This window comes from Epilithonimonas sp. JDS (assembly GCF_021261315.1).
In the GTDB taxonomy this organism is placed as follows: Bacteria; Bacteroidota; Bacteroidia; order Flavobacteriales; family Weeksellaceae; genus Epilithonimonas.
The window spans coordinates 192,804-216,123 of record NZ_JAJSAX010000006.1 but is presented as its reverse complement, the minus strand read 5'-3'; the positions used below and the strand labels follow the sequence as shown (position 1 = coordinate 216,123).

The window sequence follows — 23,320 nt, the reverse complement described above, 5'->3', positions numbered from 1 at the left end:
TCAGACTTTTTTTATATTAAGGTCTTTAATTCCTAGTTTTTGATAAACTTTTCATAAGCAATCGTCCCGTCCATTTTTTCAACCTCAACAAAATAAACACCTTTGCCGAGTGTAGAAACATTCAGATTTGAAACGCCTTTTTGACTAGGCAATTGTTTCCCTGTTGCGTCAAATATCTTTACAGATTTAATTTTATCCGCATTCGTAAAGTTTAGAACATCCTGTACGGGATTTGGATAAAGCGAAACTTTGTTAGCTGCCAAAGCCGATTCATCAACGGCCAAACTCGGAGACAAAGTCAATGTTGCATAATCTCGGGCTGCGTGGTAAGCCAAGCCCAAAGCATTTCCTCTGGCGTAGAAAATCGGAACACTACCCGCAGCATTTGTAAAGACGTGATCGCCCGCTCCGCCAGCCAGCGTTCTTTTTACAACCAAAGTTCTGATGCCGGAAGCTACCGTATTAGACTGCTCTGTCCAGTTTTGAACAGCATCTGCAGCTGGCGTAACACCAATACCAGAGAAGGTGTAATCCCGGTTTGCACTACTGTTGTAGATGAATCCATCTGCACCGGACTGCATTCCGCTACTTCCAAATCCTATTCCCAAATAGCTGGTGCTACTTCCCGTAAGCGTCATTGTAACATCCGTTGCATTCACATCAATTTTTATTGTCATAGCCGTGGTTGGCAAGCTGACAACTCCCGTAGAAAATTGAGAAAACATTGTTCCGCCAATCAGTAGCGGAAGCATCTTAAGTAAGTTTGTAGTCATATTTTTAATGTTTTAGAAGATTTATTAATTCCGTGTTATTGGACTTTACAGCATATTCAAAAGCTGAAATTCCTACTGAATCTTTCATATTGATGTCGGCCTTATTCTTAAGAAGCAGACTTACAAGTTCCAGATTATTCCTTTTGACAGCCCAAAGCAGCGGCGTATTGCCGTGAGAATCCTGAATATTGGGATCTGCCTTTTTCGCCAGTAGTTTTTCAACCAACTCTTTATTATAATTAATACAAAGTGAAGACAAAGCGGTTCCTTCCGGACTGTTGTAGTTCACATCTTTTGTCATATCGATCAGATATTTCGCAACCTCTACATTCCCTCTGTAGCAGGCCAGAATCAACGGTGTGAATCCCATTGGACTGATGGTATTGATGAGATCTGGATTTTGCTTTAATAATGATTCCATTTCCTGTACAGTGCCGCTTCTGGCAACGTCAAACACATTTTTGTCCTGAGAAAAACCTAAAAAGCTAATCATTAGGAACAATAAAAAAAGATACTTTTTCATTATTTCTGAAGGATAAAATTATAGTCTACATCTACATTCTCTGCGATTTTTGCCACAACCATCTTCGGTATTTTGACTTTGAAATCTGCAGGTCTTGCAATGAATTTCCCCTGAACAACCACTTTATCATCTTTCAAATAAACAGAAGCTGAGGACTGGACCTGTTTATCAACACCGTGAAAATTAAGCGTTCCTGTAATCGTGTAAGTTTTTGCCTTTGCAGAAAGATCACTTTTGTTGAAATTTGCAATCTTACCTTTGAAACTCGTCTTCGGATATTTCGCAGATTCCGCATAGTTTTCGTTAAAATGTTCCTGCATCAGATTGGTTTTGAATTTAAAATCCTTCACCATTGCAAGAGAAGCAATTTCTCCGGTGTCTGCGTTCAAAATTGCTGTAGTTGCATTATTCTCAGCGTAGACATCTTCAAAAAGCGGCACCGACGCTTCGAAAGCTACTTTCCCAGTTTTGCTAGAATATTTTTGGGCAAAAGCAAAATTCGTTGTGAGAAAAATGCCTGTTATTAAAATGATGGGTTTCATTATTTCTGTTTTTTTTTATTTAATTAATTTTCCAAAAGCCCGTCAGCTTTCCATTTTTTGATGATATTAATATGGTCTGGAGACAAAGTTCCGCCTTGCGGCATTTTCAGTGGATCGCCGTTAGCTCGTTGTATTCTGTCGAGGATATTATCAATGGCATTTTTTGTGGCAGTGTAATCTGTCAGTGGGAAATATGGATTTGATCCGGTTGCAGAATGGCAGACCACGCAATTGCTCTGAATGATAGCTTTCACATCTTTGTTATAGGTTACCATTTCCGGAACTGGTGTATTTTCAGAAATATCTTCGAAGGTTTTTGTTTCGCAGCTTATCAATACAAAAAGGCTCAGAACAACAGTGGAAAATTTTATCGTATTCTTCATAATAATTTCTTTTAAAAAACCCTGTAAAGATTGAAGCCAAAGAAAAAATGACCTTTTAACCAATCGCCTGTTGCATTGCTGATATAGCCGCTTTCTGTATTGGCTTGGGAATTACTGAAAACCAACTGGAAAATATGCCCGCCTGTATCAATATCCATCCCGACAGAGAGTGGATTTTTGTAAAAATTTTTGTTCTCAAAATTGTAGAAATATTCCGCGTTGATGGAAACTCTTTTGGAAATCTTGTAACGTCCGCCCAAGCCTGTAGAAAACAGATTTTTGCTGTCGATCGTTGGTTCGATGAGATTTCTATGAATATAACTCGGCATCAGCTGCAAGCTGAGATTCTCTGTAAACCTTCTTGAAATCAAAACTTGCGAAACGTAAACCATTCGGTCTGCAAATTCCAATTTTGGAAAATCGTCTTTTCGGAGTTCGGAATTAATATCTAAAACATTGTAGCCAACAATATCAACCGGCGATTCGCCTTCCTGTTTTACAAGCCGGTACTTCGTTCCAAGTTCATAAGTTTTTTGGTAAGTATGTCTTGCGAAATTGACTGACATCCAATCTGTAAGTCCATAGATAACACCCAGTTTTGTAGTCGCATTATCCAGTCCGAAAAAGTTTTTGAAACCATCACTCACATCGCCGAATCTGTGCGAAATATCCAAATAGAATTCCTTCTTGGCAGGCAGTTTTGTAGATTGTGCAGTCACAATCTGCAAGGCTTTGAAGCTTGGAGAATAAGGCTCTTTCGCTGCAGAAGTATCAATTTCTTTTAACAAATCATCCTGTGCAAAAGAAAAAAATGACATTAGCAAAAGGATAAAGGAGATAATTTTCGACATATTTTCACTTTGAGTCAAAAATATGAAGTCTCTATCCTAAAAAACGGTAACTAATGTCACACTTTTTTAAGAATCTCTATCCCTAGCTGACCCTGGATGATGACGCCTTCTTTCTCATATTTTTTCAAAATCCGGCTCACAACTTCTCTGGCCGTTCCCAGATCGTCAGCAATTTTTTTATGTGAAATTTTGATAGCAGTAGCGCCGTGTCTTTTGATTCTCTGATCCAGATATTCAAGGATTCTTTTATCAAGCCTTTGGAAAACAACCTGGCTGATAGTGTCCATCATTACTTTATATCTCTGGTCATATTCCAGAAAAAAATACTGATTGAGTTCGGGATATTTTATAAGCCAGTTCAGCAATTGGGAAACAGGCATCAGCATTACTTCGGATTTCTCTTCGCTTACCGCATAGATTCTGCTGGTCTTATCTGTAAAAATCGAGGAAAAAGTCATCGTACAGCCTTCATTGGGTTCTATATAATAATACAGCAACTCTTTACCGTCATGTAAGGTAAAGACTTTTGCAAGACCGCTGATGAGTATCGGGATGTGACTTATCTTTTGTCCTTCTTTGATTAATTCTGTTTTGGCATCAACTGTTATGAATACCGCATTTTCCAGCAATTCTTTGTGAAATCCTTCATCCAAATTTTTAAATTTTGTTTTAATGAAGTTAAAATGTTCCATCCCTTTATTTTTTATTCAAAAGTAAAATATATTTTAAAACATTAATCTCATTTGATATTAAAAATAAAACAATCGCAGGATTTGAAAAATATTTATACTGATTCTAAATTGAATTCAAATTTTACAATCCATTGATTTTGCTATTTATCACTACCTTCGTTCATCAAAATTTAAAAAAATGAAGAGGATTTTAGTTTACATCTTATTAATGGTTTTCCAATTCGGATTTTCTCAGGAAGTTCCAAAAGTCCTGAAAACCAAATTTTCCAAAGAAGCCTTAGCGCAAAAATTACAGGATAAAAATGGGAAAGAAATTTCCATGAATGATATTTTGAAGCAACACCAGGGCAAAATAGTAATTCTGGATTTCTGGGCCGGCTGGTGCAAGGACTGTCTCAAAGCATTTCCAAAAGCCAAGGAATTGGAAGAAAAAAATCCCAACGTTAATTTCGTTTTTCTTTCATTGGAGCGCTCAAAAGATGGTTTTCTGAAAAGTCTTGACAAGCACGAGATGACCGACAAAGAAAATTATTGGTTCTCATCTGGCTGGAAAAACGATTTCAATAATTATATCGACCTCAACTGGATTCCAAGATACATTGTTGTAGATCAGAAATCTGCTATTGCAAAATATTACGCCATTACGCCGGAAGATCCCGAGATTCAATCCACGATTGACAAGCTGACAAAATAGAAACATCATCCCGAAATTTTTCGGGATTTTTTTTGATTAAATTTGTATTGAGCAAAATAATTAAATTTTGTAATCGAATCAAAATCTAACTTCTAAAATCTCATTTCTAACCTCTAAAAGATGCAGCGCAAAATAATCCACGTAGATATGGACGCATTTTATGCTTCCGTGGAGCAGCTCGACGATCCGAGTCTGCGTGGAAAAGCCATTGCCGTTGGCGGCGGTCATCGTGGTGTGGTTGCAGCAGCAAGTTATGAAGCGAGGAAATTCGGTGTGAGATCCGCAATGCCAAGTAAAACTGCAAGGGAAAGATGTCCGCATCTTATTTTCGTAAAACCGAGATTTGCCAGATATAAAGAAATCTCCAGCAAAATCCGAAGCATCTTCCACGAATATACAGATTTGGTAGAACCGCTTTCTCTCGACGAAGCTTATCTTGATGTGACCGAAAACAAAAAAGACATCGAGTCTGCGAATGACATTGCGAGGGAAATCAGAAAACGTATTTTCGAGGAAACAGGATTGACAGCTTCAGCAGGAATTTCCGTTAATAAATTTTTGGCTAAAGTTGCCTCGGACATCAATAAACCGAACGGACAGAAAACCATTCATCCAACCAAAATCAATGAGTTTCTGGAAAATCTTACGATTGAGAAATTCTACGGTGTGGGGAAAGTTACGGCGAACAGAATGCACACTTTGCACATTTTCAAAGGTTCTGATCTGAAAGCGAAATCTCTGGATGAATTGGAAAAGCTTTTCGGGAAATCCGGGAAATATTATTACAATGTTGTCCGCGGCATTCACAACGGCGAAGTGAAACCAAACCGAATACAGAAAAGTGTAGCGGTGGAAAGAACGTTTTGGGACGACATCAATGAAGATGAAGAAATCGACCAAAAACTGAAATCCCTGAGTCTGGAACTGGAAGAACGTCTCGGCAAAAAAGAAATCAAAGGAAAAACTTTGACGCTGAAGATAAAATACAAAGATTTCACGCTTTATACACGAAGTAAAACGCAGGAATTTTACTTCGAGGATGCGGAGAAATTCTACAACACGGCGAAGCAGCTTTGGGAATTGCGACCGTTTGACAAAGCGATTCGACTACTCGGACTTTCATTATCAAATCTTAATACGGAAGAGAAAAAACAAATTTCAGTTCAGTTGAAAATTCCGTTTGAGGAGTTTGATAACTAATCTTCAATTTTGCGAAGCGCGCCCCGGCTTGATAGGATCCCGATGTAAAAGCGGGAGGAAGCGGAAGACGGATACAGACGCCCAAATTATTTTTTCTGACAAGCTCGTAATTTTTACAAATATGACTTTTATCTTGAATCTGCGTTCCATTACGCCTTGGCGTGATATTTTCTATAGTTGAGAAATCAAATCAAACAATCTGAAAAAATCTACATTCTTATGAACGGAACTATGATACAGTTTTTCCATTGGTACACCGATGGCGACTCATTCCTTTGGAAACACGTAAAAGACCAATCACAATATCTTGCCGATCTCGGCATCACCGCAGCCTGGCTTCCGCCAGCATATAAAAGCACGTCCGGAGCTATGTCCGTAGGCTATGATCCTTATGACTTGTTCGACCTTGGGGAATTTGACCAGAAAAACAGCATTCCCACAAAATACGGTACAAAAGAAGAATACATTAAAGCAGTCAAATCGCTGAAAGAAAAAAACATTCAGGTCATTGCAGATGTAGTTCTCAACCACAAAGCGGGCGGCGATGAGCTGGAGAAATTCAAGGCGGTGAAAGTGGATGAGAACAACAGGGAAAAAGTCATCTCCGAAGTCATCGACATCGAGTCTTACACCAAATTTACTTTCCCTGGAAGAGGCGATACTTATTCCAACTTCAAATGGAATTTCACTTGTTTTACCGGTGTAGACTATGCGGAAGGAATGGATTCCGGCATCTACAGAATCTTTAATGATTTCAGTAATGGCTGGGACGAAATCATCGATAATGAAAAAGGAAATTATGATTACCTGATGTACAACGACATTGAACACCGCAATCCTTTCGTCCGCGAAGAACTGAATCACTGGGCAAAATGGTACCACGATCAAACAGATTATGATGGGGTACGACTGGACGCCGTGAAACATATTTCGCCGGGATTTTACAGAGAATGGCTGACACTTTTGCGTTCGAACACAGGGAAAAATATTTTTGCTGTCGGCGAATATTGGGCGCCGGGATTGCTGCCGCTTTTGGAAGCTTACATAGATTCTACTGAGGGTTGTATGAGCCTGTTCGATTCTTCGCTTCAAAATAATCTCCACACGGCTTCAAAAACGCCGGATTATGATCTGAGAAATATTTTTAAGGAAACTCTGCTGGGTTCTCATCCCGATAAAGCCGTTACGGTCGTTGACAATCACGATACGCAGCCGCTGCAGGCTTTGGAAGCGCCCGTTGAAACATGGTTCAAACCTTTAGCGTATGCCTTGATTTTGTTAAGACAAGACGGTTATCCTTGTGTTTTCTATCCTGATCTTTATGGCGCAAGTTATAAGGATAATGGGAAAGATGGCAATGAATACGAAATTCATCTTGATAAAGTTGACGCAATTGAGGAACTGATCAAAGCAAGGAGAGATTTTGCATACGGCAATCAGAAAGATTATTTTGAAGATGCACATTGTCTAGGTTGGGTACGGGAAGGTGACGATGAACATTCTGGCTGTGCGGTTGTTTTGAGTAATAAGGATGCTTATCACAAACCAATGGAAATTGGAAAACGATATGCGGGAAAGACTTTCTACGATTTCACCGGACATTTGGAAGATAAAGTTACAATCAGGGAAGATGGCTGGGCAGATTTTCCTTGTCCTGCGGGGAATGTGAGTGTTTGGGTGGCTGAGTAAATTTTGGTTTAAAATCTTTATATTTGATTTAAAATTAGACTATTACAAATTACAATATGGAAAACTCAGACAAAATACCAAAAGTAACCGGCATTGGCGGTATTTTCTTTTATTCCGATGATCCTAAAGAAACCAGAGACTGGTACGCTAAAAATCTGGGAATTGATACCACGGAATGGGGCGCCACTTTCGAATCGAGAAATCATAATGATACCGACATCATTGAGTCTATGCAATGGAGTCCATTCAAAACGGGAAGTAGTTATTTTTCACCGTCCAAAAAGGAATTTATGATCAATTACCGCGTTCAAAATATTGAAGAACTGGTGAAAAATCTGAGAGATAACGGCGTCACTATTCTAGATGAAATCGAAGATTCCGATTATGGAAAATTTGTTCACATCCTAGATTCCGATGACAACAAAATAGAACTTTGGGAACCTTCTGAAAGTAAATAATATTTCCTGACAGATAAAAAATGGACGAAGAATTAAAATACAGACTCATCAAGCCAGATCAGTCAATTGCTGATTTTGTGTATTGTTTTTCATCCCTTCAAAATCTGTCAACTCAAAAAGAAGGCATCGTAATTCCTAACGGAAAAATCGATTTACTTTTCTATAAAACAAGGGATAACCAGCTTCAAATTGTACTGATGGGTTTGGAAACAAGACCAAAGCCAACGCCGAAGCTGGATATTACTTCTTTCTTTTCCATCAGCTTCAATCCGCTGGCACTGGAATATATTCTTCACCAGTCGATTGCGGAGTTAGTCAATAGCGGAATGGCATTGCCCAATGATTTTTGGGATTTCAATATTGATGACCTGGATGATTTCGAAATATTTTGCGAAAAAGCATCAACTAAAATCCATTCACTTTTACCAAAAGAAATTGATGAACGAAAATTGAAATTATTCAATTTGATCTTTGAGACTGATGGAGAAATTAACATTAAGGAACTTTCAGAAAAAATAGTTTGGGAAGAGCGTCAGATCAACCGTTATTTCAAAAAGCATTTGGGGATTTCGTTAAAATATTACTGTAATATCCTTCGGTTTCAGGCTTCTCTTTTTCATATCAAAGACGGCAATCTTTATCCGCAGCTTAATTTTACAGACCAGTCTCATTTCATCAAAGAAATCAAAAAACTGTCTGGCGTTTCTCCTAAAGAACTGTTCAAAAATCAAAACGACCGATTTTTACAATTTTTGGTTTACCACACGAAGTAATTTTGCAGCATATAATTTAAAATTATGCTCATCAATAATAAATCAATCGCCATTGTCGGCGGTGGTCCCGGCGGACTGACTTTAGCAAGACTTTTACAAATGAAAGGTGCAGATGTTAAAGTTTACGAAAGAGAATTTGATAAAAATGCGAGAGTCCAGGGTTCACCTTTGGATTTGCATGAGGATTCCGGACTGGCTGCAATTCGAAAAGCTGATCTCTTAGCTGAATTCAAAGAAAATTTTCTTCTAGGCGCAGACAAAACATTGATCGTCAATGCAAAGGCAGAAGTTTTTTACAGCGATCATGAAACTAATCTTAAGGAAAATTTTGGCCACGAACATTTCCGTCCGGAGATCGATCGCGGCTCATTAAGGAAAATATTGCTGGAATCTCTGGAGCCTGAAACGGTGATTTGGAACAGTCATTTTATCGCGATAGAAAAGCAGAATAATGGGTGGCTTTTACATTTCAAAAATAAAGAATCCGTTTATGCAGATATTGTGATTGCTTCTGATGGTGCCAATTCCAAAATCCGCCCGTACATTACAGACATTAAACCAATCTTTTCTGGAATTGTAATGCTGGAAGGGAATATCTGTCAATCGAAGACGAAAGTCCCTGCTATTGATAAATTAATCGATGGCGGAAAAATAATGGCTTTCGGAAACGGGAAAAATATTTTGATGGGACAAAAAGGCAATGGCGACCTTGGTTTCTATGCCAGCTTTAAGGCTCAGGAAAATTGGGAAATCGAAAGTGGTTTGGATTTTTCTGATAAACTCCAAATTCTCAATTGGTTCAAAACCGCTTATAATGAATGGAGCAACTTTTGGTATGAGCTGTTTGAGAATGCAGAATTACCTTTCGTGCCGCGTCCTATATATTATATGCCTTTGAATCAAAACTGGAAAACTCAATCCAACTTAACAATGATTGGCGATGCTGCCCACGTAATGCCGCCTTTTGCTGGTGAAGGTGCGAATATGGCGATGTTGGATGCTTTGGAATTGAGCGAATATCTGACTTCGGAAAAATACAATTCTTTGACAGAAGCTATTTCTGAATATGAAATTAATATGAGAAAAAGAGCATCACAAGCCACACAGGAGTCTCTTGAAAACGGAGAAAAAATGCATTCTGAAAATGCTTTGGAAAAGATGCTTGAGTTTTTTGGCAGACATTAATTTAAAATTTAAACATAAAAAAACCTCCCAAAATCACTTTCGGGAGGTTTACGTTCTATAGATAAATTCAATATCCCGATCCAGCTTCGCCTTCGCCGAGAAGTGCTTTTGCTGCGGATGTTCCGATTCTTTGAATTCCTAAATTGATCATTTTCTCCGCATCTTCCGGAGTTTTCACGCCGCCTGCAGCTTTTACGGGAAGTCTTCCAGCATTGTCCAGCATAATTTTTACACCTTCAAAAGTGGCTCCGTTTGGTTTTCCGCCTTCCGTCACATAAAATCCTGTTGAAGATTTGACGAATATTTTTTCGAAATCTTTTTCTTCAAAATTTTCTTGCGCCCATTTCCAAATATTAGCCGTTAAGTCAGCAATCTGATCATCAGAAAGTGCAGCAATTTCGATAATCCATTTTACTGTTTTGCCAAAATGCAAACCTAATTTCGTTCCTTCAACAAATTCTTTTTCTACCAAATCAAGATTTCCGGATTTGAATGCTTCATAATTGATGACATAATCCAACTCGTCCACGCCATCCAAAACTGCCTGGTTGGCTTCGGCCAGTTTCTCCTCCAAAGAATAAGTTCCTTCGTGGAAACCGATGACAGTTCCTACCAAAACATCAGAGTTTTTCGAGGTCAGATAATCTTTTATTAATTTCACATAATTCGGTCGGATCATTACTTCTTTGAAATCGTAAGTAATGGCTTTATCCGTCAGCTCTCTTACTTTTTCGAAAGTCTGTTCTTCCGTCAGTCCGGATTGCTCCGGCGTTTTCAGGTATGTAGAGTCTAAATATTGATTGATTTTCATAATCAGATTTTAATTTTTCAGCGCGTAAATCGAGCAGTTTCTATTAGTACAAAAATAAAAAAAGGATACAAATATTTTGCATCCTTTTTTTATTTTATATGTTTTCATTAAACTTTTAGCTGTCTGCTGATACTTTGCTCCAGAGAAAGAATCGTTTCTGTTCTGGTAACGCCTTTCAGTTTTTGGATTTTGTTCAGAATCTCCATCAGGTGGTCATTATCCTTACAAAGGACTTTTAGGAAAATCGTGTAATTTCCTGTGGTGTAATGTGCTTCTACAACTTCATTTACAAGATTAAGATTTTTGATCGCATCCTGATAGTGACTTGGCTGATCCAAGAAAACACCAATATAAGAAACCACTTTATATCCAATTTTTCTTGGATTAAGGAAAGAAATAGAATTTTCGATTACGCCAGCCTGCTCCAATTTTTTGATTCTTTGGTGAACGGCTGTTGTAGAGATGCCAACATGTTTTGAAATGTGAGCAAGAGACGTTTTAGCATTATCCATTAACATGTAGACAATTTCTTTATCAACACCGTCTAAATGGTAACCAGATTCAGATACACTCTTCATAATTTATTTTGATTTTTGATTTTTAAATTTAATACAAAATATTTTAAATAAACGAATAATTTTAATTGAATATCAAATACAAGCTAGATATAATATCTGTTTTTTAATCAAAATAATTGTTTATTGTTTTCTATTTGGTTGTAAAAATATAGAAAATAATATGAATTATAAAATTATAATAGGATTATTTTTCCAAAACTGCAGAAATATCATATAAACTAAATTTTATCCAAATGTGTATTTAACGTTAATATTTGGTTAAAATAATCTGGACAAACATTAAAGACTTCAAACAAATGCTTTAAATAAAACATTGAAAATCAAATATTTAAAATTTAAATTTAAAGGAAAATAAATTTTGTTGGGAATCATGAAAAAATGATATATTTAAAACCTTATATATAGACCAATGAAAAATTTTTACAATCTTATCGCATTCTTTATTGCGATACTTAGCTTTGCGCAGACGCAGACGGTCACCTACTCGATCACTCCGACTGCATTCAACGAAGACGAATCGATTACCATTACCATCAATGGAAGCAGTATTAATGAAGCAACCTGGGGCGTTGCCAACAATGCGCTTTACCTGTGGTCCTGGTCGTATGATGCCAATGACGCCAACAGTGTGGACTGTCCTACCAACGGAGCGTGGACTGCATCCAGTGAAACAAACAGACTGACTTACAATTCCGGAAATGATACTTACACCATTTCATTTGTTCCAAAAACCTTCTACAACAGAACAGGATTGGGCAGAATCGGTTTCCTTGTCAAAACCAAAACCGGAAACGGACAATCTCAGGATATCTATTCCGAAGTTGGGAAATTCCAGTTTACAACCAACTCACCAAGAAATGGCTCCATTAGTTTTGTAGCTTCAGGCGGATCATATCCAATTTCTTACGGAACATCTCTTCCGGCAAATTTTGAATTGAAAGCCAATGGTGTAACCGTTCATACTGCCACCAATGTTTCCAGTATGTTCAAAGCATATCCGGTGACTGGAGATACTCAAATGGAACTGACTGCAACCAGTGTTGCTGACGGTACTGTTTTAAAATCGAACTTCACATTTGGAGTTACACCAACTGTTCAATCTGCAGCTATTCCTTCTTACATGAGACAAGGGATCAATTATGATCCGAACGATCCTACAAAAGTGGGATTGGCTTTGTATGCACCTCTTAAAAATTACGTCCATGTGCTTGGAAGTTTCAACAACTGGCAGATTTCTTCCAATTATGTGATGAAGAGAGACACCAATAACACCAATCTGTTTTGGATAGAAATTACAGGATTGACAGCTCAACAGGTTTATACTTTCCAATACCGAACTAATGACGGTGTAAAAGTAGCAGATCCTTATTCTACATTAGTACTTTCACCGGATGACGATCCTTATATCACAGCATCTACATATCCTGGATTACCAGCTTATCCTGCCGGACAGCAATATGATGTCTCTGTGATTCAGACTGCGAAACCTGCTTACAACTGGACTGTAACCAACTTCCAGAAACCTGCAAAACAAAATCTTATTGTTTATGAAGCGCTTGTAAGAGATTTTACCGAAGGAAAAAATTGGCAGGCAATGATTGACAAAATCCCTTACATAAAAGGATTAAACGTCAATGCCATCGAACTGATGCCGGTAATGGAATTTGACGGAAATAATTCTTGGGGATATAATCCTGGATTCCATTTAGCTTTAGATAAAGCTTACGGAACACCAGAAAAATTCAAAGAATTCATTGATCTATGCCATCAAAATGGTATTGCAGTAATTCTGGATGTAGCACTAAACCACGCTACAGGAAGATCGCCATTAGAGAGACTTTGGTCTACAAGCACAGATGGAAGTTATGGTGGTGTTGCAGCAAATAATCCATACTTTAACCAAACAGCTACGCACGCGTACAGTGTTTTCTACGATTTCAATCATTCAAAACCAGACACAAGATATTATGTGAACAGAGTTCTTGAGCAGTGGATCAAAGAATACAAAGTTGACGGATTCCGTTGGGATCTTACAAAAGGATTTACGCAAAACTGTACTGCATCAGACGAAGGTTGTACCGGCTCTTACCAGCAGGACAGAGTGGATGTATTAAAATTATATTCAGATTATCAATGGGCTCAGGATCCTAGTTCTTACATCATCTTCGAACATTTGGGTTCAGATGCTGAAGAGCAGCAATGGGCAAATTACAGAATCAATGAAGGAAAAGGTGTGATGATGTGGGACAATTTGATTGGTCCTTACGGTCAAAACACAATGGGTTACGACTCTAACAGTAATTTCAACAGAGTGGATTTTGAAAACCACGGATTCAGCGAAAGAAGAAATGTAACTTACGGCGAAAGCCACGATGAGGAGCGTCTAATGTTCAAAAACCTGAACTATGGAAATGGATCGGTAAGAACTCTTGCAACAGCATTGGAAAGACAAAAGGCATTCGGTGCAGTTTTCTTAGCAGTTCCTGGTCCAAAAATGATCTGGCAGTTTGGAGAGCTTGGATACGAATTCAGTATCAACAGATGTGAGAATGGAACCATCAGCAACGATTGCAGACTATCTCCAAAACCGGTAGCTTTTACCCTTGGTTATGACACCGATGCGGCTAGAAAATCAATCTATGATACTTGGTCAAAGATATTGGCAATCAGACTATCAAGCCAGGTTTTTGACACAACGACTTTCACTGTAGAATCAGGAAATCTATTACCAAGAATCTACATTTGGAATGATGCTCTACCGGCAAGCAGCCTTAAAAATGTCGTGGTAGTTGCCAACTTCACGACAACCGCTCAGACCGTGACACCAAACTTTCCTTATTCCGGAACATGGTACAATTTGATGAACAACACTTCGATGTCTGCTAGTGCCGCTACAACAGTGGTTCTTCAGCCGGGCGAATTCAGAATTTTCGGGAACCAAACGGCTTTGGCAGCTGACGAAACTAAGATTGATGCTAACAAAACATCACTTCAAATCGTTCAGAATCCGGCAACAGACGGATTATTAAAAATCAGATACAACAAAGCCAAAAACGGACAAATCAACGTGTTTGATCTTAACGGAAAGCTGGTTAAATCATTCGGAATGAAATCTGCTAAAGGAGACGAAACATTCTCTGTAAACGGATTGACGTCTGGTGTCTATATGGTTCAGTTGAAATCTGACGAAGGTTTGGCAGTTTCAAAATTGATCATCAAATAAGACAAAATAAATTTTTCAAATTCAAAATGAAATCGCCCCGAATCATCGGGGCGATTTTTTATTTCTCAGCAAGTTCTTTCAATTTTCCAAGACCTTTTGAGAATGATTTATTCATCTGCCAGGTCATCATCGGTTTCATCGGTTTGAAAACCGTTTCAATCTCATAATCTATTGTCCAAGTCACTTTGGTTCCAGCACCTTCCGTTGCTAGAAGAAGATCAGAAGTCGCAGTATCATTCATAGGCTCAATAAAATGCATTTTGGTCGCCACTTTCTCATTCGGAACAATTGCCGTGATTTCCTGCTCACCTTCTCCCACATCATCATTACCTTTCCAGTGGTAGCCGTCACCAACTTCCCCACTCGCGCCCTTGTAAGTCACCACTAGTTTCGGATCCATCTTCATCCACGGATTCCAGGTGTTGAATGCTTTCATAGAATTCACATTCTGCCAGACTTTTTCTTTCGGTGCATTGATGACGATTGACTGTTCATTGTGTGCTTTGCTGTCCACAACCAGCATAGCAATGGCACAATAAGCAATAAAGATTGCCAAAATTACACCCACGATTTTCAGAAATTTTTTCATAATAAGTATAGTTTAAGTTCAAAACAAATCTAAAAATAATTTGAATAACAAAACTTTTCCTAAGACAATATTTTATTTGGGGCGCCTTTATCCGCCTTCCGTTCCCAATCTTTTTTGCTCGACATTTCAGTTAAATTGAACTCGACGACAAGCAAAAAAGGATTTCCACTCAAGTCGGGGCGCAATTTTGTCATACTTTCACCTTTAGGTACTAAATTTGTGATTTAAATAATATATTAGAAAAGTCTTCGAAAGCCTTAGCCTGACAAACATCCTTAAAGCCTTGTCAAGGTTTCAAACCTTGACAAGGCTAACTATCAACTATCAACTATCAACTATCAACTATCAACAAAATTATGAATCCACTTTTAGAAAAATTCAACACCAAATATACCTCATCACCTTTCAACGACATTAAAGAAGAACATTACCTTCCCGCATTTCAGGAATTAGTAAAAACTGCTCAAAAGGAAATCGACGAAATCACAAACAATCCAGAAGCGCCAACATTCGAAAATACGATTGAAGCAATGGCTTTTTCCGGTGAACAATTGGACAGAGTTTCCAGCATTTTCTTCAATCTAAATTCAGCTGAAACGAATGATGAAATCCAGAAAATCGCGCAAGATGTTTCACCACTTTTGACAGAATTCTCATCCAAAATTTCACAAAACGAAAAACTATTCGAAAGGATCAAAAACGTTTACGACCAAAAAGACACTTTGTCATTGAACGAGGAACAAAAAATGTTGCTGAATGAAACGTACAAAGGTTTTGTGAGAAGCGGTGCTTTGTTGAATGAAGAAGAAAAAAAGAAACTTGAGAAAATCAATATGGATTTGTCCATCAAGTCGCTTCAATTCGGGCAAAATGCTTTGGCTTCGACCAACGCTTATTTCAAACACATCACAGACAAAGAACAATTGAAAGGAATTCCCGAAGCAATTCTGGCGCAATATGAGGAAGATGCAAAGGAAAAAGGTTTGGAAGGCTACGTGATTACGCTCCAATATCCAAGTTATCTTCCTGCACTGACTTACGCAGAAAATCGTGGATTGAGAAAAGAATTGGCTTTGGCAAATGGCAAAAAATCCTTTGACGGTGGAGAATTTGACAATCAAAACCTCATCAAAGAAATCGTAAAACTTCGTCAGGAAAAAGCGGAATTGTTGGGTTATAAAAATTATGCGAATTTCGTCTTAGAAGAAAGAATGGCAAAATCGCCGGAAAAAGTGTTTGAATTCCTAAACGAACTTTTGGATAAAGCAAAACCTTACGCTCAAAAAGAAATCGAGGAATTAAAAACCTTAGCAAAAGCCGACGGAATCGAAGAAATCCAAAGTTATGACCACGCTTTCTATGCTGAAAAATTAAGAAAACAAATATTCGATATTGATGATGAAGAACTGAAACCTTATTTCCAATTGGAGAAAGTTCAGGAAGCAGTTTTTGGATTGGCAGGAAAATTATTTGGATTAGAATTCAGGGAAATCAACGATGTTCAGAAATACCACGAAGACGTAAAAACCTACGAAATCACAGAAAACGGAGATGTAAAAGCCCTACTCTACGTCGATTATCACCCTAGAAAAGGAAAACGTGCCGGCGCGTGGATGACGAGTTATAAAAATCAGTATAAAAAAGACGGCGAAAATTCGCGTCCGCATATTTCCGTGGTTTGTAATTTTACAAAACCTACGAAAGACACGCCAAGTTTATTGACTTTTCAGGAAGTGACCACTTTGTTCCACGAGTTTGGACACGCACTTCACGGCGTTTTGGCAGACACGCAATATCCGAATCTGTCAGGAACTTCTGTAAAATGGGATTTTGTGGAATTGCCTTCCCAGTTTTTAGAAAATTTCTGCTACGAACCGGAATTCCTGAAAACCTTCGCTAAACATTATCAAACCGGAGAAATCTTACCAGACGAAAAAATCGAGAAGTTATCTCAAAGCAAATCCTTTATGGAAGGCTATCAAACGATGAGACAAGTTGGCCTAGGATTGTTGGATATGGCTTTTCATTCGGAAGTTGAAGAGTTGGAGCGTTTGAGCGTGAAAGAGTACGAAGTTGAAAAAACTGAGGCTACAATTATCTATCCATCAAATCCGGAAACAGCGACGGCACCGAGTTTTTCACACATTTTCCAAGGTGGATATTCGGCTGGTTATTATTCTTACAAATGGGCGGAAGTTTTGGATGCGGATGCGTTTCAATATTTCAAAGAAAATGGAATCTTCAATCCGGAAATCGCTTCGAAATATAAAATCCTCCTTTCTTCCGGCGGAACCAAAGACCCTATGGAATTGTTCAAAGCGTTCCGTGGAAGCGAGCCGAAAGTGGAGAGTCTGTTGAAGAGAGCTTTTGGTAGCTGAGAAATAATTACTTTAACAACGTTTGAATTGCAACCCTTTCGGAGTTTGAAACTCTGAAAGGGTTTTTCGAAAAATAATATTAAATTTTAACAAAATGACTTGTCCCTGCTGTTCCGGAAAACCTTACGAAGATTGCTGTCAACCTTATCACAAAAAAGAAAAATTTCCACCAACTGCGGAAGCTTTGATGCGTTCTCGCTTTTCGGCGTTTGCCATCCCGAACGGTGAATATCTTTGGGAAACGATTTCGCCTGGAAAACGTAAATTCCATAACAAAAAAAGCCTGCAGGAATGGGGCGAAATCAATGAATGGACAAAGTTGGAAATTGTGGATACACCGTCAGTGAACAAGGTGGAATTCAAAGCGTTTTATACGTATGAAGATGGAAATCCGCAAGTCCATCACGAGTTATCGACCTTTAAAACGATTCAGAATCGGTGGTATTATGTGAGCGGAATATTTTTGGATTAAGGAATTTAAAGCAAACCTTTTTTCTTTTTCTGTCTCAAAACATAGAGATACAAACTTTCTACTTTTGCCCTTGCCCAATCTGTTTTTCTGAGGAATTTCAATGAGGAATTGATGCTTGGATTGTCGGCGTTGAAACATCGGATGTTGATTTGCTTCCCCAATTCTTCGAAACCATTGTAATAATCTACCAATTCTTCCAAAATTGCGTCCAGTCTTTTGCCGTGTAAAGGGTCTTTCGAAGTTTGTTCCATTTTGTAAAATTATGATTTTAATATAATTTTGAACGCAAAGCGCGCAATGATTTTTTATAATTGTTGAAAATATTTTTAAGGTTCGCAAAGGCGCTTCGCTCAATTAAGATTTGAAATCTGTTAATGAATTTTATTATCAATGTAATTTCTGATTGTCGAGATTTCATATATTTGATTATAAATCAGAAAAAATGAAAATCCTAACTTTTATTATCCTTTTATTTTCTACAATGTCTAATGCTCAGGACTTCGCTAATTTCGGCAAATATCAAAAACAAAATCAAGAAGTAAAATCCAAAAATACAACACCAAACTCTGTACTGATGGGCGACTCTATCACAGAAGGCTGGTTTGCCACAGATCCGGAATTTTTCAGCAAAAACAATTTCGTCGGAAGAGGAATTGGTGGTCAGGTAACTTCGCAGATGCTTTTGAGATTTCGGGAAGATGTAATCTTATTGAAACCCAAACGCGTGATTATCCTCGCTGGAACCAATGATATTGCGGAAAATCAAGGTCCTATTTCTTTGGATAAAGTGTTTGGAAATATTGTTTCGATGGTGGAATTGGCAAAAGCTAATAACATCAAAGTGGTTTTGTGTTCGGCGCTTCCCGCGTCCGATTTCCCTTGGAGAAAAGGAATTATGCCCGCTGACAAAGTGATTGCACTGAATCAAATGATAAAAGATTATGCTCAGAAAAACAAAATCACCTACATCGATTATCACACGCCTTTGAAAGACGACAAAAATGGTTTGCCTCAAGAAATTGCAGAAGACGGAATCCATCCGAACAAATTGGGTTATGAGAAAATGGAGGCCATCCTGATGAAAAATTTGAAGTAATGAATCTTGAAGCACTAAAATTCCCAGTCGGAAAGTTCGTAAAACCGGAAACCATCACCAAAGAAATCATCGATTCCGCTATTCATGAAATTGAAAACTTTTCCAATCTTGTGAAAGCTGAAATTGAAAATCTGGATGAAAACGATTTGAAGTTAAAGTACAGACCAGAAGGCTGGACAATATCTCAAGTAGTTCATCATTGCGCTGACAGTCATATTAATAGTTACGTGCGATTCAAATTGGCTTTGACTGAAAATGTTCCAACAATTAAACCTTACGAGGAAAGTCTTTGGGCAGAATTGCCGGATAGCAAACTTTCGCCTTTTGTTTCTTTGAAGTTGCTGGAAGCGTTGCACGAAAGATGGGTTTTCATTATGAAGAGTTTGTCTGATGAAGATTTGAACAAAGAATTTATCCATCCTGAACAGCCAGAAAAGATTTCGCTCACAGAAAATATTTTGATTTATAGTTGGCATTGTCAGCATCATTTGGCTCATATTCGCCAAGCGAAGGAATTGAGATTTAATTAAGAACTTTAAAATTGAATTATGAAAAAACCAATCTCTCTTTTACTTCTACTTTTCATTAATATTTTTTCATTGGCTCAAAACAAAATTGACCAAGATTTAGAAAAATGTTTGAGTAAAGACAATTCAACAGCTGGACAAAGAAATTGTATCAATTCTGCTCAAAAATCGTGGGACAAAGAACTTAATAAAACCTACATTTCATTAAGCCAAAAACTTTCAAAAACCGGAAAAAACGAATTGGTAGAAGCGCAGAGAAATTGGATGAAATTCCGTGATTCTGAGTTCAAATTGATTGACAAATATTATTTCAATATCAAAAAAGGAACTTTGTTTTATGTGATTGCAGGGAATAAAAAATTGGAAATTGTTAAAGATAGAGCGTTGCAGCTTAAAGATTATGATGAGCAGTTTGATTATTGATAAGTTCAATACGTTAATCAATGGAAATAAACCACATTAATTACAGTTATAAAAAATTTACACTAATCATTGTTTGCGCTTTTATAATTGCACTTATTATTCCACGCATTTTAGGAAATTCTCTACGATATTCAGAGTTGAGAGTTGTTTGGCAAATTGGGATTAATACTTCGATGATTTTACACGTATTTTCAATTCTTTTTTCATTTATTAATTCGTTATTTACTTTCCTTGAATTTCGTGAAACCAAAAAATGGAATGTACTTTGGCTAATTTTAAGTCTTATTCCCTTTTTATATTGGACTTATTGGTTAACTTACATCTCTTTCTTCCTAAGCAATGACTATTGATTGATAAAATATAAAATCATTCTTACGTTCTTCCCGAAAAGTGTATTTTTAGGCAAAATTTTTTAGTAATGATTTACGGAATCGATACGCTCGGATATCAGGATGTTTTGGCAATAGCAAAAAATCCATCGCTTGCAAAACTCAGTGAAAAATCAAGAGAACAAATTATAAAGTCGCAAAAGAATGTTCAAGAAATTGTAGCTTCTGACAGGACGGTTTACGGTATTAATACAGGATTTGGACCACTTTGCGACACCAAAATATCAGAATCGGAAACAGCGCAACTTCAGCACAATCTTATTATTTCTCACGCTGTTGGTGTTGGACAACCGATTGACAAGAATATTTCAAAAATAATGATGATTGCCAAGATCCACGCTTTGTCGAAAGGATTTTCGGGTGTTTCTTTGGACGTGATCGAGCGTTTGATATTGATGTTGGAGAAAGACATCATTCCTGTTGTTCCGGAGCAAGGTTCTGTTGGAGCTTCGGGAGATCTGGCGCCTTTGGCACATTTGGTTTTGCCACTTTTGGGATTAGGCCAGGTTTGGGAAAATGATCAACCTGTTACTACTTCAATAGTTCTTGAAAAGCATAATATTCAACCTTTGAAACTTGGCCCGAAAGAAGGTTTGGGATTGATCAATGGAACGCAATTCATCCTCGCTCACGCCATTATTGGATTATCAAAATTTGAATATCTTTTGGATCTGGCAGACCTGACCGCCGCCATGAGCCTTGAAGCTTACCGAGGTTCTGCAAGTCCTTTCAAAAAAGAATTGCACGACATTCGTCCGTTTGACGGAAGTCGAAAAGTCGCAGAAAGAATGAGAAACTTCCTGAAAGATTCCGACAATCTGAAGTCTCACGAATTCTGCGACCGCGTTCAGGATCCTTATTCGATGCGATGCGTGCCACAAGTTCACGGCGCGAGCAGAAATGCCTTCGAACATTTGAAACAGATGGCAGACATAGAATTGAATTCTGTAACCGACAATCCAATCATTCTAAGTGCAGAAGAATCTATCTCAGGCGGGAATTTCCACGGACAGTTGATGGCTTTGCCTTTGGATTATTGTGCCTTGGCAGCGGCTGAATTAGGAAATATCTCTGACCGAAGAAGTTATCTTTTGCTGGAAGGAAAATATGGTTTACCTAAGTTATTAGTAGAAAGTTCTGGACTCAACTCTGGCTTTATGATCCCGCAATATACAAGTGCAGCATTGGTTACAGAGAACAAAACGCTTTGTTTCCCGGCTTCCGCAGATTCTATACCGACAAGTTTAGGTCAGGAAGACCACGTTTCTATGGGAAGTATTTCGGGAAGAAAATTCAATCAAATCCTTGGGAATCTTGAAAATATTTTGGCGATTGAATTGATGTTCGGCGCTCAAGGTCTGGAATTCAGAAGACCTGCAGTTTGCTCGGAAATTGTTGAGAAGAATTACTCCATTATTCGTTCTGTAGTTCCGAAATTGGAAAATGATAGATTAATCGGAGAAGACATTTTGAAAATTGCAGAGTTGATTGGAGAAAGGAAACTGATTGTAAATTAAAAAGGTCTTCGACTCCGCACAGACTGACAAATCTTAAAATAACTATTAGTTTTAGAGATGTCATCTGAGCGGAGATAAATAATTACGAGTGTGAAAACAGCTGCCAAAAGTACAACTTTCCATTTTCCCGAACCATTCTCTTCTATGAAAAGCGTATTTTTCTGACTTTGAAATTTGGTAGGTTTTCCAGATATCCTTTTTCGTAGGCGATAAATTCTGGTTTGTCTGCCATTACTTTTTTGACTTCTGCCCAATCCGGATCGGAAGGAAGACAACCTTTTCCGGCTGATTGTTCAACTTTAATTTAACGCTTAACTGTCCATTTTTGTTGAGCATCTTCACTGGGACATTGCTGTTACCTGAGAAAGAATTCTATTCAGCAAAATGTGTATAATTGCTTTCGATGGTTTCTACGAAATCTTCAGAATTTCTCAAATCCTGATTTTTTCAGAATTTTAATGAGTCCAGTCGAACTTCATAGATGTTTAGGAAATTATTTCACGATCTATCAAAGTTCGCAATTTTGGACGGAATGGCCAAAAAAGAAAAATATTAAATAATAAACAACACTACCTAACTAAAATTCAAATTTTAATTATTACTAGGACAATATTAATAAAAAACTATTACTATGGTTTAATTAAAAAATATTTAATAAATTATAAACTTAATATTACAAAATATAAATATTAAACCTATTTTTGAATAATTAATTTTAAAAAAACTTTATTATGAAAAACAATTTTTATATTATTTCAATTATCGGTTTATCATTAATTTCTTGTTGAAAATGGAAAAAATTATTTGGTGGCCAATACTTACACTCTACATTTAAAATATAATTCCGCCGGACAATATTTAGGAAATCTTTTTAGACCAATGAATCCCAGTGCAATTAGATTCACTTACAGATATGTTAAATTTTAGAACATAATGAAAACTTTATATATTATAACATTTTTATCCTCAATATCCATTTTTGGTCAATACATTCGTATTTCTCCAGAGTTTTCCATTAATTCTATTAAAGGAAGCAATGTAGATGTTTTGGAAACGAATATTCAAACTTATAATATTACTCTGGGTATTGATTATGCCGAGCACGAAAAATATTTCGTTTCGAGTAATTTGGGTTATAAACAGAGAGGTGGACGAGAGAATAATCCTTTATTGATGGGAAATTGGAATAAAATCACAAAACGATGGAATTACATTTCCATGAACAGTTATTTTAATTACAAATTCAATCTTTCTGATGCTTATTTTTATTTTGGAATCGGACCGGAAATTAATTTTTTACTATCTAAAAAGCCATTCGAAAATACACCATACGAAAATGACTATGGATTGAATAAGACCTTATTTTCTGCAAATACACAAGTAGGATTTACCCGTACTTTTGGGGATTTCAGATTTGGAGCTTATTCTTATTACAATTTGAATCTCTCAAAAATCGGGAAAAGTGATTTCAACAATTTAAAAAATAGCGGTTTTAATTTTGGAGTTTCTTTTGCTTACGACTTAGATAAATTATAAAAATATCTTTTTAAACAA

The 23,320-nt window shown here is 37.3% G+C and carries 24 protein-coding genes; 14 read left to right on the top strand and 10 right to left on the bottom strand.

Going from position 1 to position 23,320, the window contains the following annotated elements:
* Positions 1-32: 32 nt before the first annotated feature.
* From LUD75_RS16030 to LUD75_RS16005, 6 genes are read right to left on the bottom strand one after another with little or no spacing between them, the layout of a single operon-like run.
* Entirely contained in the window at positions 33-773 is a 741-nt protein-coding gene (locus LUD75_RS16030; protein WP_232706828.1) for a T9SS type A sorting domain-containing protein, read from the bottom strand.
* 4 nt (positions 774-777) lie between these two features.
* The gene (locus LUD75_RS16025) at positions 778-1,296 is read right to left on the bottom strand and encodes an ankyrin repeat domain-containing protein (protein ID WP_232706827.1); all 519 of its coding nucleotides are present in this window, start codon (positions 1,294-1,296) and stop codon (positions 778-780) included.
* The gene (locus LUD75_RS16020) at positions 1,296-1,838 is read right to left on the bottom strand and encodes a YceI family protein (RefSeq protein WP_232706826.1); all 543 of its coding nucleotides are present in this window, start codon (positions 1,836-1,838) and stop codon (positions 1,296-1,298) included. Before LUD75_RS16020 ends, LUD75_RS16025 begins: the two co-directional genes overlap by 1 nt.
* Positions 1,839-1,861: 23 nt before the next feature.
* A complete protein-coding gene (locus LUD75_RS16015) occupies positions 1,862-2,221 on the bottom strand; it encodes a cytochrome c (RefSeq protein WP_232706825.1) in 360 nt (119 codons plus the stop codon).
* An 11-nt stretch (positions 2,222-2,232) separates the two neighbouring features.
* On the bottom strand, positions 2,233-3,072 hold the full coding sequence (locus LUD75_RS16010; protein ID WP_232706824.1) for a DUF5777 family beta-barrel protein: 840 nt from the start codon (positions 3,070-3,072) through the stop codon (positions 2,233-2,235).
* 56 nt (positions 3,073-3,128) lie between these two features.
* On the bottom strand, positions 3,129-3,764 hold the full coding sequence (locus tag LUD75_RS16005) for a Crp/Fnr family transcriptional regulator (protein ID WP_232706823.1): 636 nt from the start codon (positions 3,762-3,764) through the stop codon (positions 3,129-3,131).
* Positions 3,765-3,942: 178 nt separating this feature from the next.
* On the opposite strand from LUD75_RS16005, the gene LUD75_RS16000 reads away from it, so the two are divergent.
* From LUD75_RS16000 to LUD75_RS15975, 6 genes are all read left to right on the top strand, one after another.
* A complete protein-coding gene (locus LUD75_RS16000; protein WP_232706822.1) occupies positions 3,943-4,458 on the top strand; it encodes a thioredoxin family protein in 516 nt (171 codons plus the stop codon).
* 120 nt (positions 4,459-4,578) lie between these two features.
* A complete protein-coding gene (gene dinB, locus LUD75_RS15995) occupies positions 4,579-5,658 on the top strand; it encodes a DNA polymerase IV (RefSeq protein WP_232706821.1) in 1,080 nt (359 codons plus the stop codon).
* 177 nt (positions 5,659-5,835) lie between these two features.
* The gene (locus tag LUD75_RS15990) at positions 5,836-7,347 is read left to right on the top strand and encodes an alpha-amylase (RefSeq protein ID WP_232706820.1); all 1,512 of its coding nucleotides are present in this window, start codon (positions 5,836-5,838) and stop codon (positions 7,345-7,347) included.
* Between the two features lie 56 nt (positions 7,348-7,403).
* Positions 7,404-7,805 carry a VOC family protein gene (locus LUD75_RS15985; RefSeq protein WP_232706819.1) on the top strand — a complete coding sequence of 134 codons (402 nt, stop codon included), beginning with the start codon at positions 7,404-7,406 and terminating at the stop codon, positions 7,803-7,805.
* Positions 7,806-7,825: 20 nt separating this feature from the next.
* Complete coding sequence (locus LUD75_RS15980) at positions 7,826-8,578, top strand: AraC family transcriptional regulator (protein WP_232706818.1); 753 nt, start codon at positions 7,826-7,828, stop codon at positions 8,576-8,578.
* 24 nt (positions 8,579-8,602) lie between these two features.
* A complete protein-coding gene (locus tag LUD75_RS15975; RefSeq protein WP_232706817.1) occupies positions 8,603-9,763 on the top strand; it encodes an NAD(P)/FAD-dependent oxidoreductase in 1,161 nt (386 codons plus the stop codon).
* 67 nt (positions 9,764-9,830) lie between these two features.
* Here LUD75_RS15975 and deoC read toward each other — a convergent pair whose 3' ends face one another.
* The gene (gene deoC, locus LUD75_RS15970) at positions 9,831-10,574 is read right to left on the bottom strand and encodes a deoxyribose-phosphate aldolase (RefSeq protein ID WP_232706816.1); all 744 of its coding nucleotides are present in this window, start codon (positions 10,572-10,574) and stop codon (positions 9,831-9,833) included.
* A 107-nt stretch (positions 10,575-10,681) separates the two neighbouring features.
* Positions 10,682-11,152 (bottom strand): Lrp/AsnC ligand binding domain-containing protein, encoded by a 471-nt coding sequence (locus LUD75_RS15965; RefSeq protein WP_232706815.1) that lies wholly within the window; start codon positions 11,150-11,152, stop codon positions 10,682-10,684.
* Positions 11,153-11,561: 409 nt separating this feature from the next.
* Here LUD75_RS15965 and LUD75_RS15960 point away from each other — a divergent pair, with 409 nt between their 5' ends.
* Positions 11,562-14,375, top strand: a complete 2,814-nt coding sequence (locus tag LUD75_RS15960) for an alpha-amylase family glycosyl hydrolase (protein WP_232706814.1) — start codon at positions 11,562-11,564, stop codon at positions 14,373-14,375.
* A 58-nt stretch (positions 14,376-14,433) separates the two neighbouring features.
* Here LUD75_RS15960 and LUD75_RS15955 read toward each other — a convergent pair whose 3' ends face one another.
* Positions 14,434-14,964, bottom strand: a complete 531-nt coding sequence (locus LUD75_RS15955) for an SRPBCC family protein (RefSeq protein ID WP_232706813.1) — start codon at positions 14,962-14,964, stop codon at positions 14,434-14,436.
* Between the two features lie 356 nt (positions 14,965-15,320).
* Here LUD75_RS15955 and LUD75_RS15950 point away from each other — a divergent pair, with 356 nt between their 5' ends.
* Positions 15,321-17,342 carry a M3 family metallopeptidase gene (locus LUD75_RS15950; RefSeq protein ID WP_232706812.1) on the top strand — a complete coding sequence of 674 codons (2,022 nt, stop codon included), beginning with the start codon at positions 15,321-15,323 and terminating at the stop codon, positions 17,340-17,342.
* A gap of 94 nt (positions 17,343-17,436) precedes the next feature.
* Positions 17,437-17,814, top strand: a complete 378-nt coding sequence (locus LUD75_RS15945) for a YchJ family protein (RefSeq protein ID WP_232706811.1) — start codon at positions 17,437-17,439, stop codon at positions 17,812-17,814.
* 5 nt (positions 17,815-17,819) lie between these two features.
* On the opposite strand, the gene LUD75_RS15940 is transcribed toward LUD75_RS15945, so the two are convergent.
* The gene (locus tag LUD75_RS15940; RefSeq protein ID WP_232706810.1) at positions 17,820-18,065 is read right to left on the bottom strand and encodes a VF530 family protein; all 246 of its coding nucleotides are present in this window, start codon (positions 18,063-18,065) and stop codon (positions 17,820-17,822) included.
* Between the two features lie 191 nt (positions 18,066-18,256).
* On the opposite strand from LUD75_RS15940, the gene LUD75_RS15935 reads away from it, so the two are divergent.
* The 5 genes from LUD75_RS15935 to LUD75_RS15915 all read left to right on the top strand — a co-directional run bounded on the left by LUD75_RS15935 (position 18,257) and on the right by LUD75_RS15915 (position 23,302).
* The gene (locus LUD75_RS15935) at positions 18,257-18,910 is read left to right on the top strand and encodes an SGNH/GDSL hydrolase family protein (RefSeq protein ID WP_232706809.1); all 654 of its coding nucleotides are present in this window, start codon (positions 18,257-18,259) and stop codon (positions 18,908-18,910) included.
* Positions 18,910-19,440, top strand: coding sequence for a YfiT family bacillithiol transferase (locus LUD75_RS15930; RefSeq protein WP_232706808.1), 531 nt, complete (start codon positions 18,910-18,912; stop codon positions 19,438-19,440). Before LUD75_RS15935 ends, LUD75_RS15930 begins: the two co-directional genes overlap by 1 nt.
* Positions 19,441-19,458: 18 nt before the next feature.
* On the top strand, positions 19,459-19,860 hold the full coding sequence (locus LUD75_RS15925; protein WP_232706807.1) for a lysozyme inhibitor LprI family protein: 402 nt from the start codon (positions 19,459-19,461) through the stop codon (positions 19,858-19,860).
* A gap of 418 nt (positions 19,861-20,278) precedes the next feature.
* Positions 20,279-21,766 carry a histidine ammonia-lyase gene (gene hutH / locus LUD75_RS15920; protein WP_232706806.1) on the top strand — a complete coding sequence of 496 codons (1,488 nt, stop codon included), beginning with the start codon at positions 20,279-20,281 and terminating at the stop codon, positions 21,764-21,766.
* 933 nt (positions 21,767-22,699) lie between these two features.
* Positions 22,700-23,302 carry a hypothetical protein gene (locus tag LUD75_RS15915; RefSeq protein ID WP_232706805.1) on the top strand — a complete coding sequence of 201 codons (603 nt, stop codon included), beginning with the start codon at positions 22,700-22,702 and terminating at the stop codon, positions 23,300-23,302.
* Positions 23,303-23,320 lie beyond the last annotated feature (18 nt).

Bases quoted from the DNA above. Each gene is read 5' to 3' on its own strand.
- LUD75_RS16030 (WP_232706828.1), bottom strand. From the start codon at position 773: ATGACTACAAACTTACTTAAGATGCTTCCGCTACTGATTGGCGGAACA.
- LUD75_RS16025 (WP_232706827.1), bottom strand. From the start codon at position 1,296: ATGAAAAAGTATCTTTTTTTATTGTTCCTAATGATTAGCTTTTTAGGT.
- LUD75_RS16020 (WP_232706826.1), bottom strand. From the start codon at position 1,838: ATGAAACCCATCATTTTAATAACAGGCATTTTTCTCACAACGAATTTT.
- LUD75_RS16015 (WP_232706825.1), bottom strand. From the start codon at position 2,221: ATGAAGAATACGATAAAATTTTCCACTGTTGTTCTGAGCCTTTTTGTA.
- LUD75_RS16010 (WP_232706824.1), bottom strand. From the start codon at position 3,072: ATGTCGAAAATTATCTCCTTTATCCTTTTGCTAATGTCATTTTTTTCT.
- LUD75_RS16005 (WP_232706823.1), bottom strand. From the start codon at position 3,764: ATGGAACATTTTAACTTCATTAAAACAAAATTTAAAAATTTGGATGAA.
- LUD75_RS16000 (WP_232706822.1), top strand. From the start codon at position 3,943: ATGAAGAGGATTTTAGTTTACATCTTATTAATGGTTTTCCAATTCGGA.
- dinB (WP_232706821.1), top strand. From the start codon at position 4,579: ATGCAGCGCAAAATAATCCACGTAGATATGGACGCATTTTATGCTTCC.
- LUD75_RS15985 (WP_232706819.1), top strand. From the start codon at position 7,404: ATGGAAAACTCAGACAAAATACCAAAAGTAACCGGCATTGGCGGTATT.
- LUD75_RS15980 (WP_232706818.1), top strand. From the start codon at position 7,826: ATGGACGAAGAATTAAAATACAGACTCATCAAGCCAGATCAGTCAATT.
- LUD75_RS15975 (WP_232706817.1), top strand. From the start codon at position 8,603: ATGCTCATCAATAATAAATCAATCGCCATTGTCGGCGGTGGTCCCGGC.
- deoC (WP_232706816.1), bottom strand. From the start codon at position 10,574: ATGAAAATCAATCAATATTTAGACTCTACATACCTGAAAACGCCGGAG.
- LUD75_RS15965 (WP_232706815.1), bottom strand. From the start codon at position 11,152: ATGAAGAGTGTATCTGAATCTGGTTACCATTTAGACGGTGTTGATAAA.
- LUD75_RS15960 (WP_232706814.1), top strand. From the start codon at position 11,562: ATGAAAAATTTTTACAATCTTATCGCATTCTTTATTGCGATACTTAGC.
- LUD75_RS15955 (WP_232706813.1), bottom strand. From the start codon at position 14,964: ATGAAAAAATTTCTGAAAATCGTGGGTGTAATTTTGGCAATCTTTATT.
- LUD75_RS15950 (WP_232706812.1), top strand. From the start codon at position 15,321: ATGAATCCACTTTTAGAAAAATTCAACACCAAATATACCTCATCACCT.
- LUD75_RS15945 (WP_232706811.1), top strand. From the start codon at position 17,437: ATGACTTGTCCCTGCTGTTCCGGAAAACCTTACGAAGATTGCTGTCAA.
- LUD75_RS15940 (WP_232706810.1), bottom strand. From the start codon at position 18,065: ATGGAACAAACTTCGAAAGACCCTTTACACGGCAAAAGACTGGACGCA.
- LUD75_RS15935 (WP_232706809.1), top strand. From the start codon at position 18,257: ATGAAAATCCTAACTTTTATTATCCTTTTATTTTCTACAATGTCTAAT.
- LUD75_RS15930 (WP_232706808.1), top strand. From the start codon at position 18,910: ATGAATCTTGAAGCACTAAAATTCCCAGTCGGAAAGTTCGTAAAACCG.
- LUD75_RS15925 (WP_232706807.1), top strand. From the start codon at position 19,459: ATGAAAAAACCAATCTCTCTTTTACTTCTACTTTTCATTAATATTTTT.
- hutH (WP_232706806.1), top strand. From the start codon at position 20,279: ATGATTTACGGAATCGATACGCTCGGATATCAGGATGTTTTGGCAATA.
- LUD75_RS15915 (WP_232706805.1), top strand. From the start codon at position 22,700: ATGAAAACTTTATATATTATAACATTTTTATCCTCAATATCCATTTTT.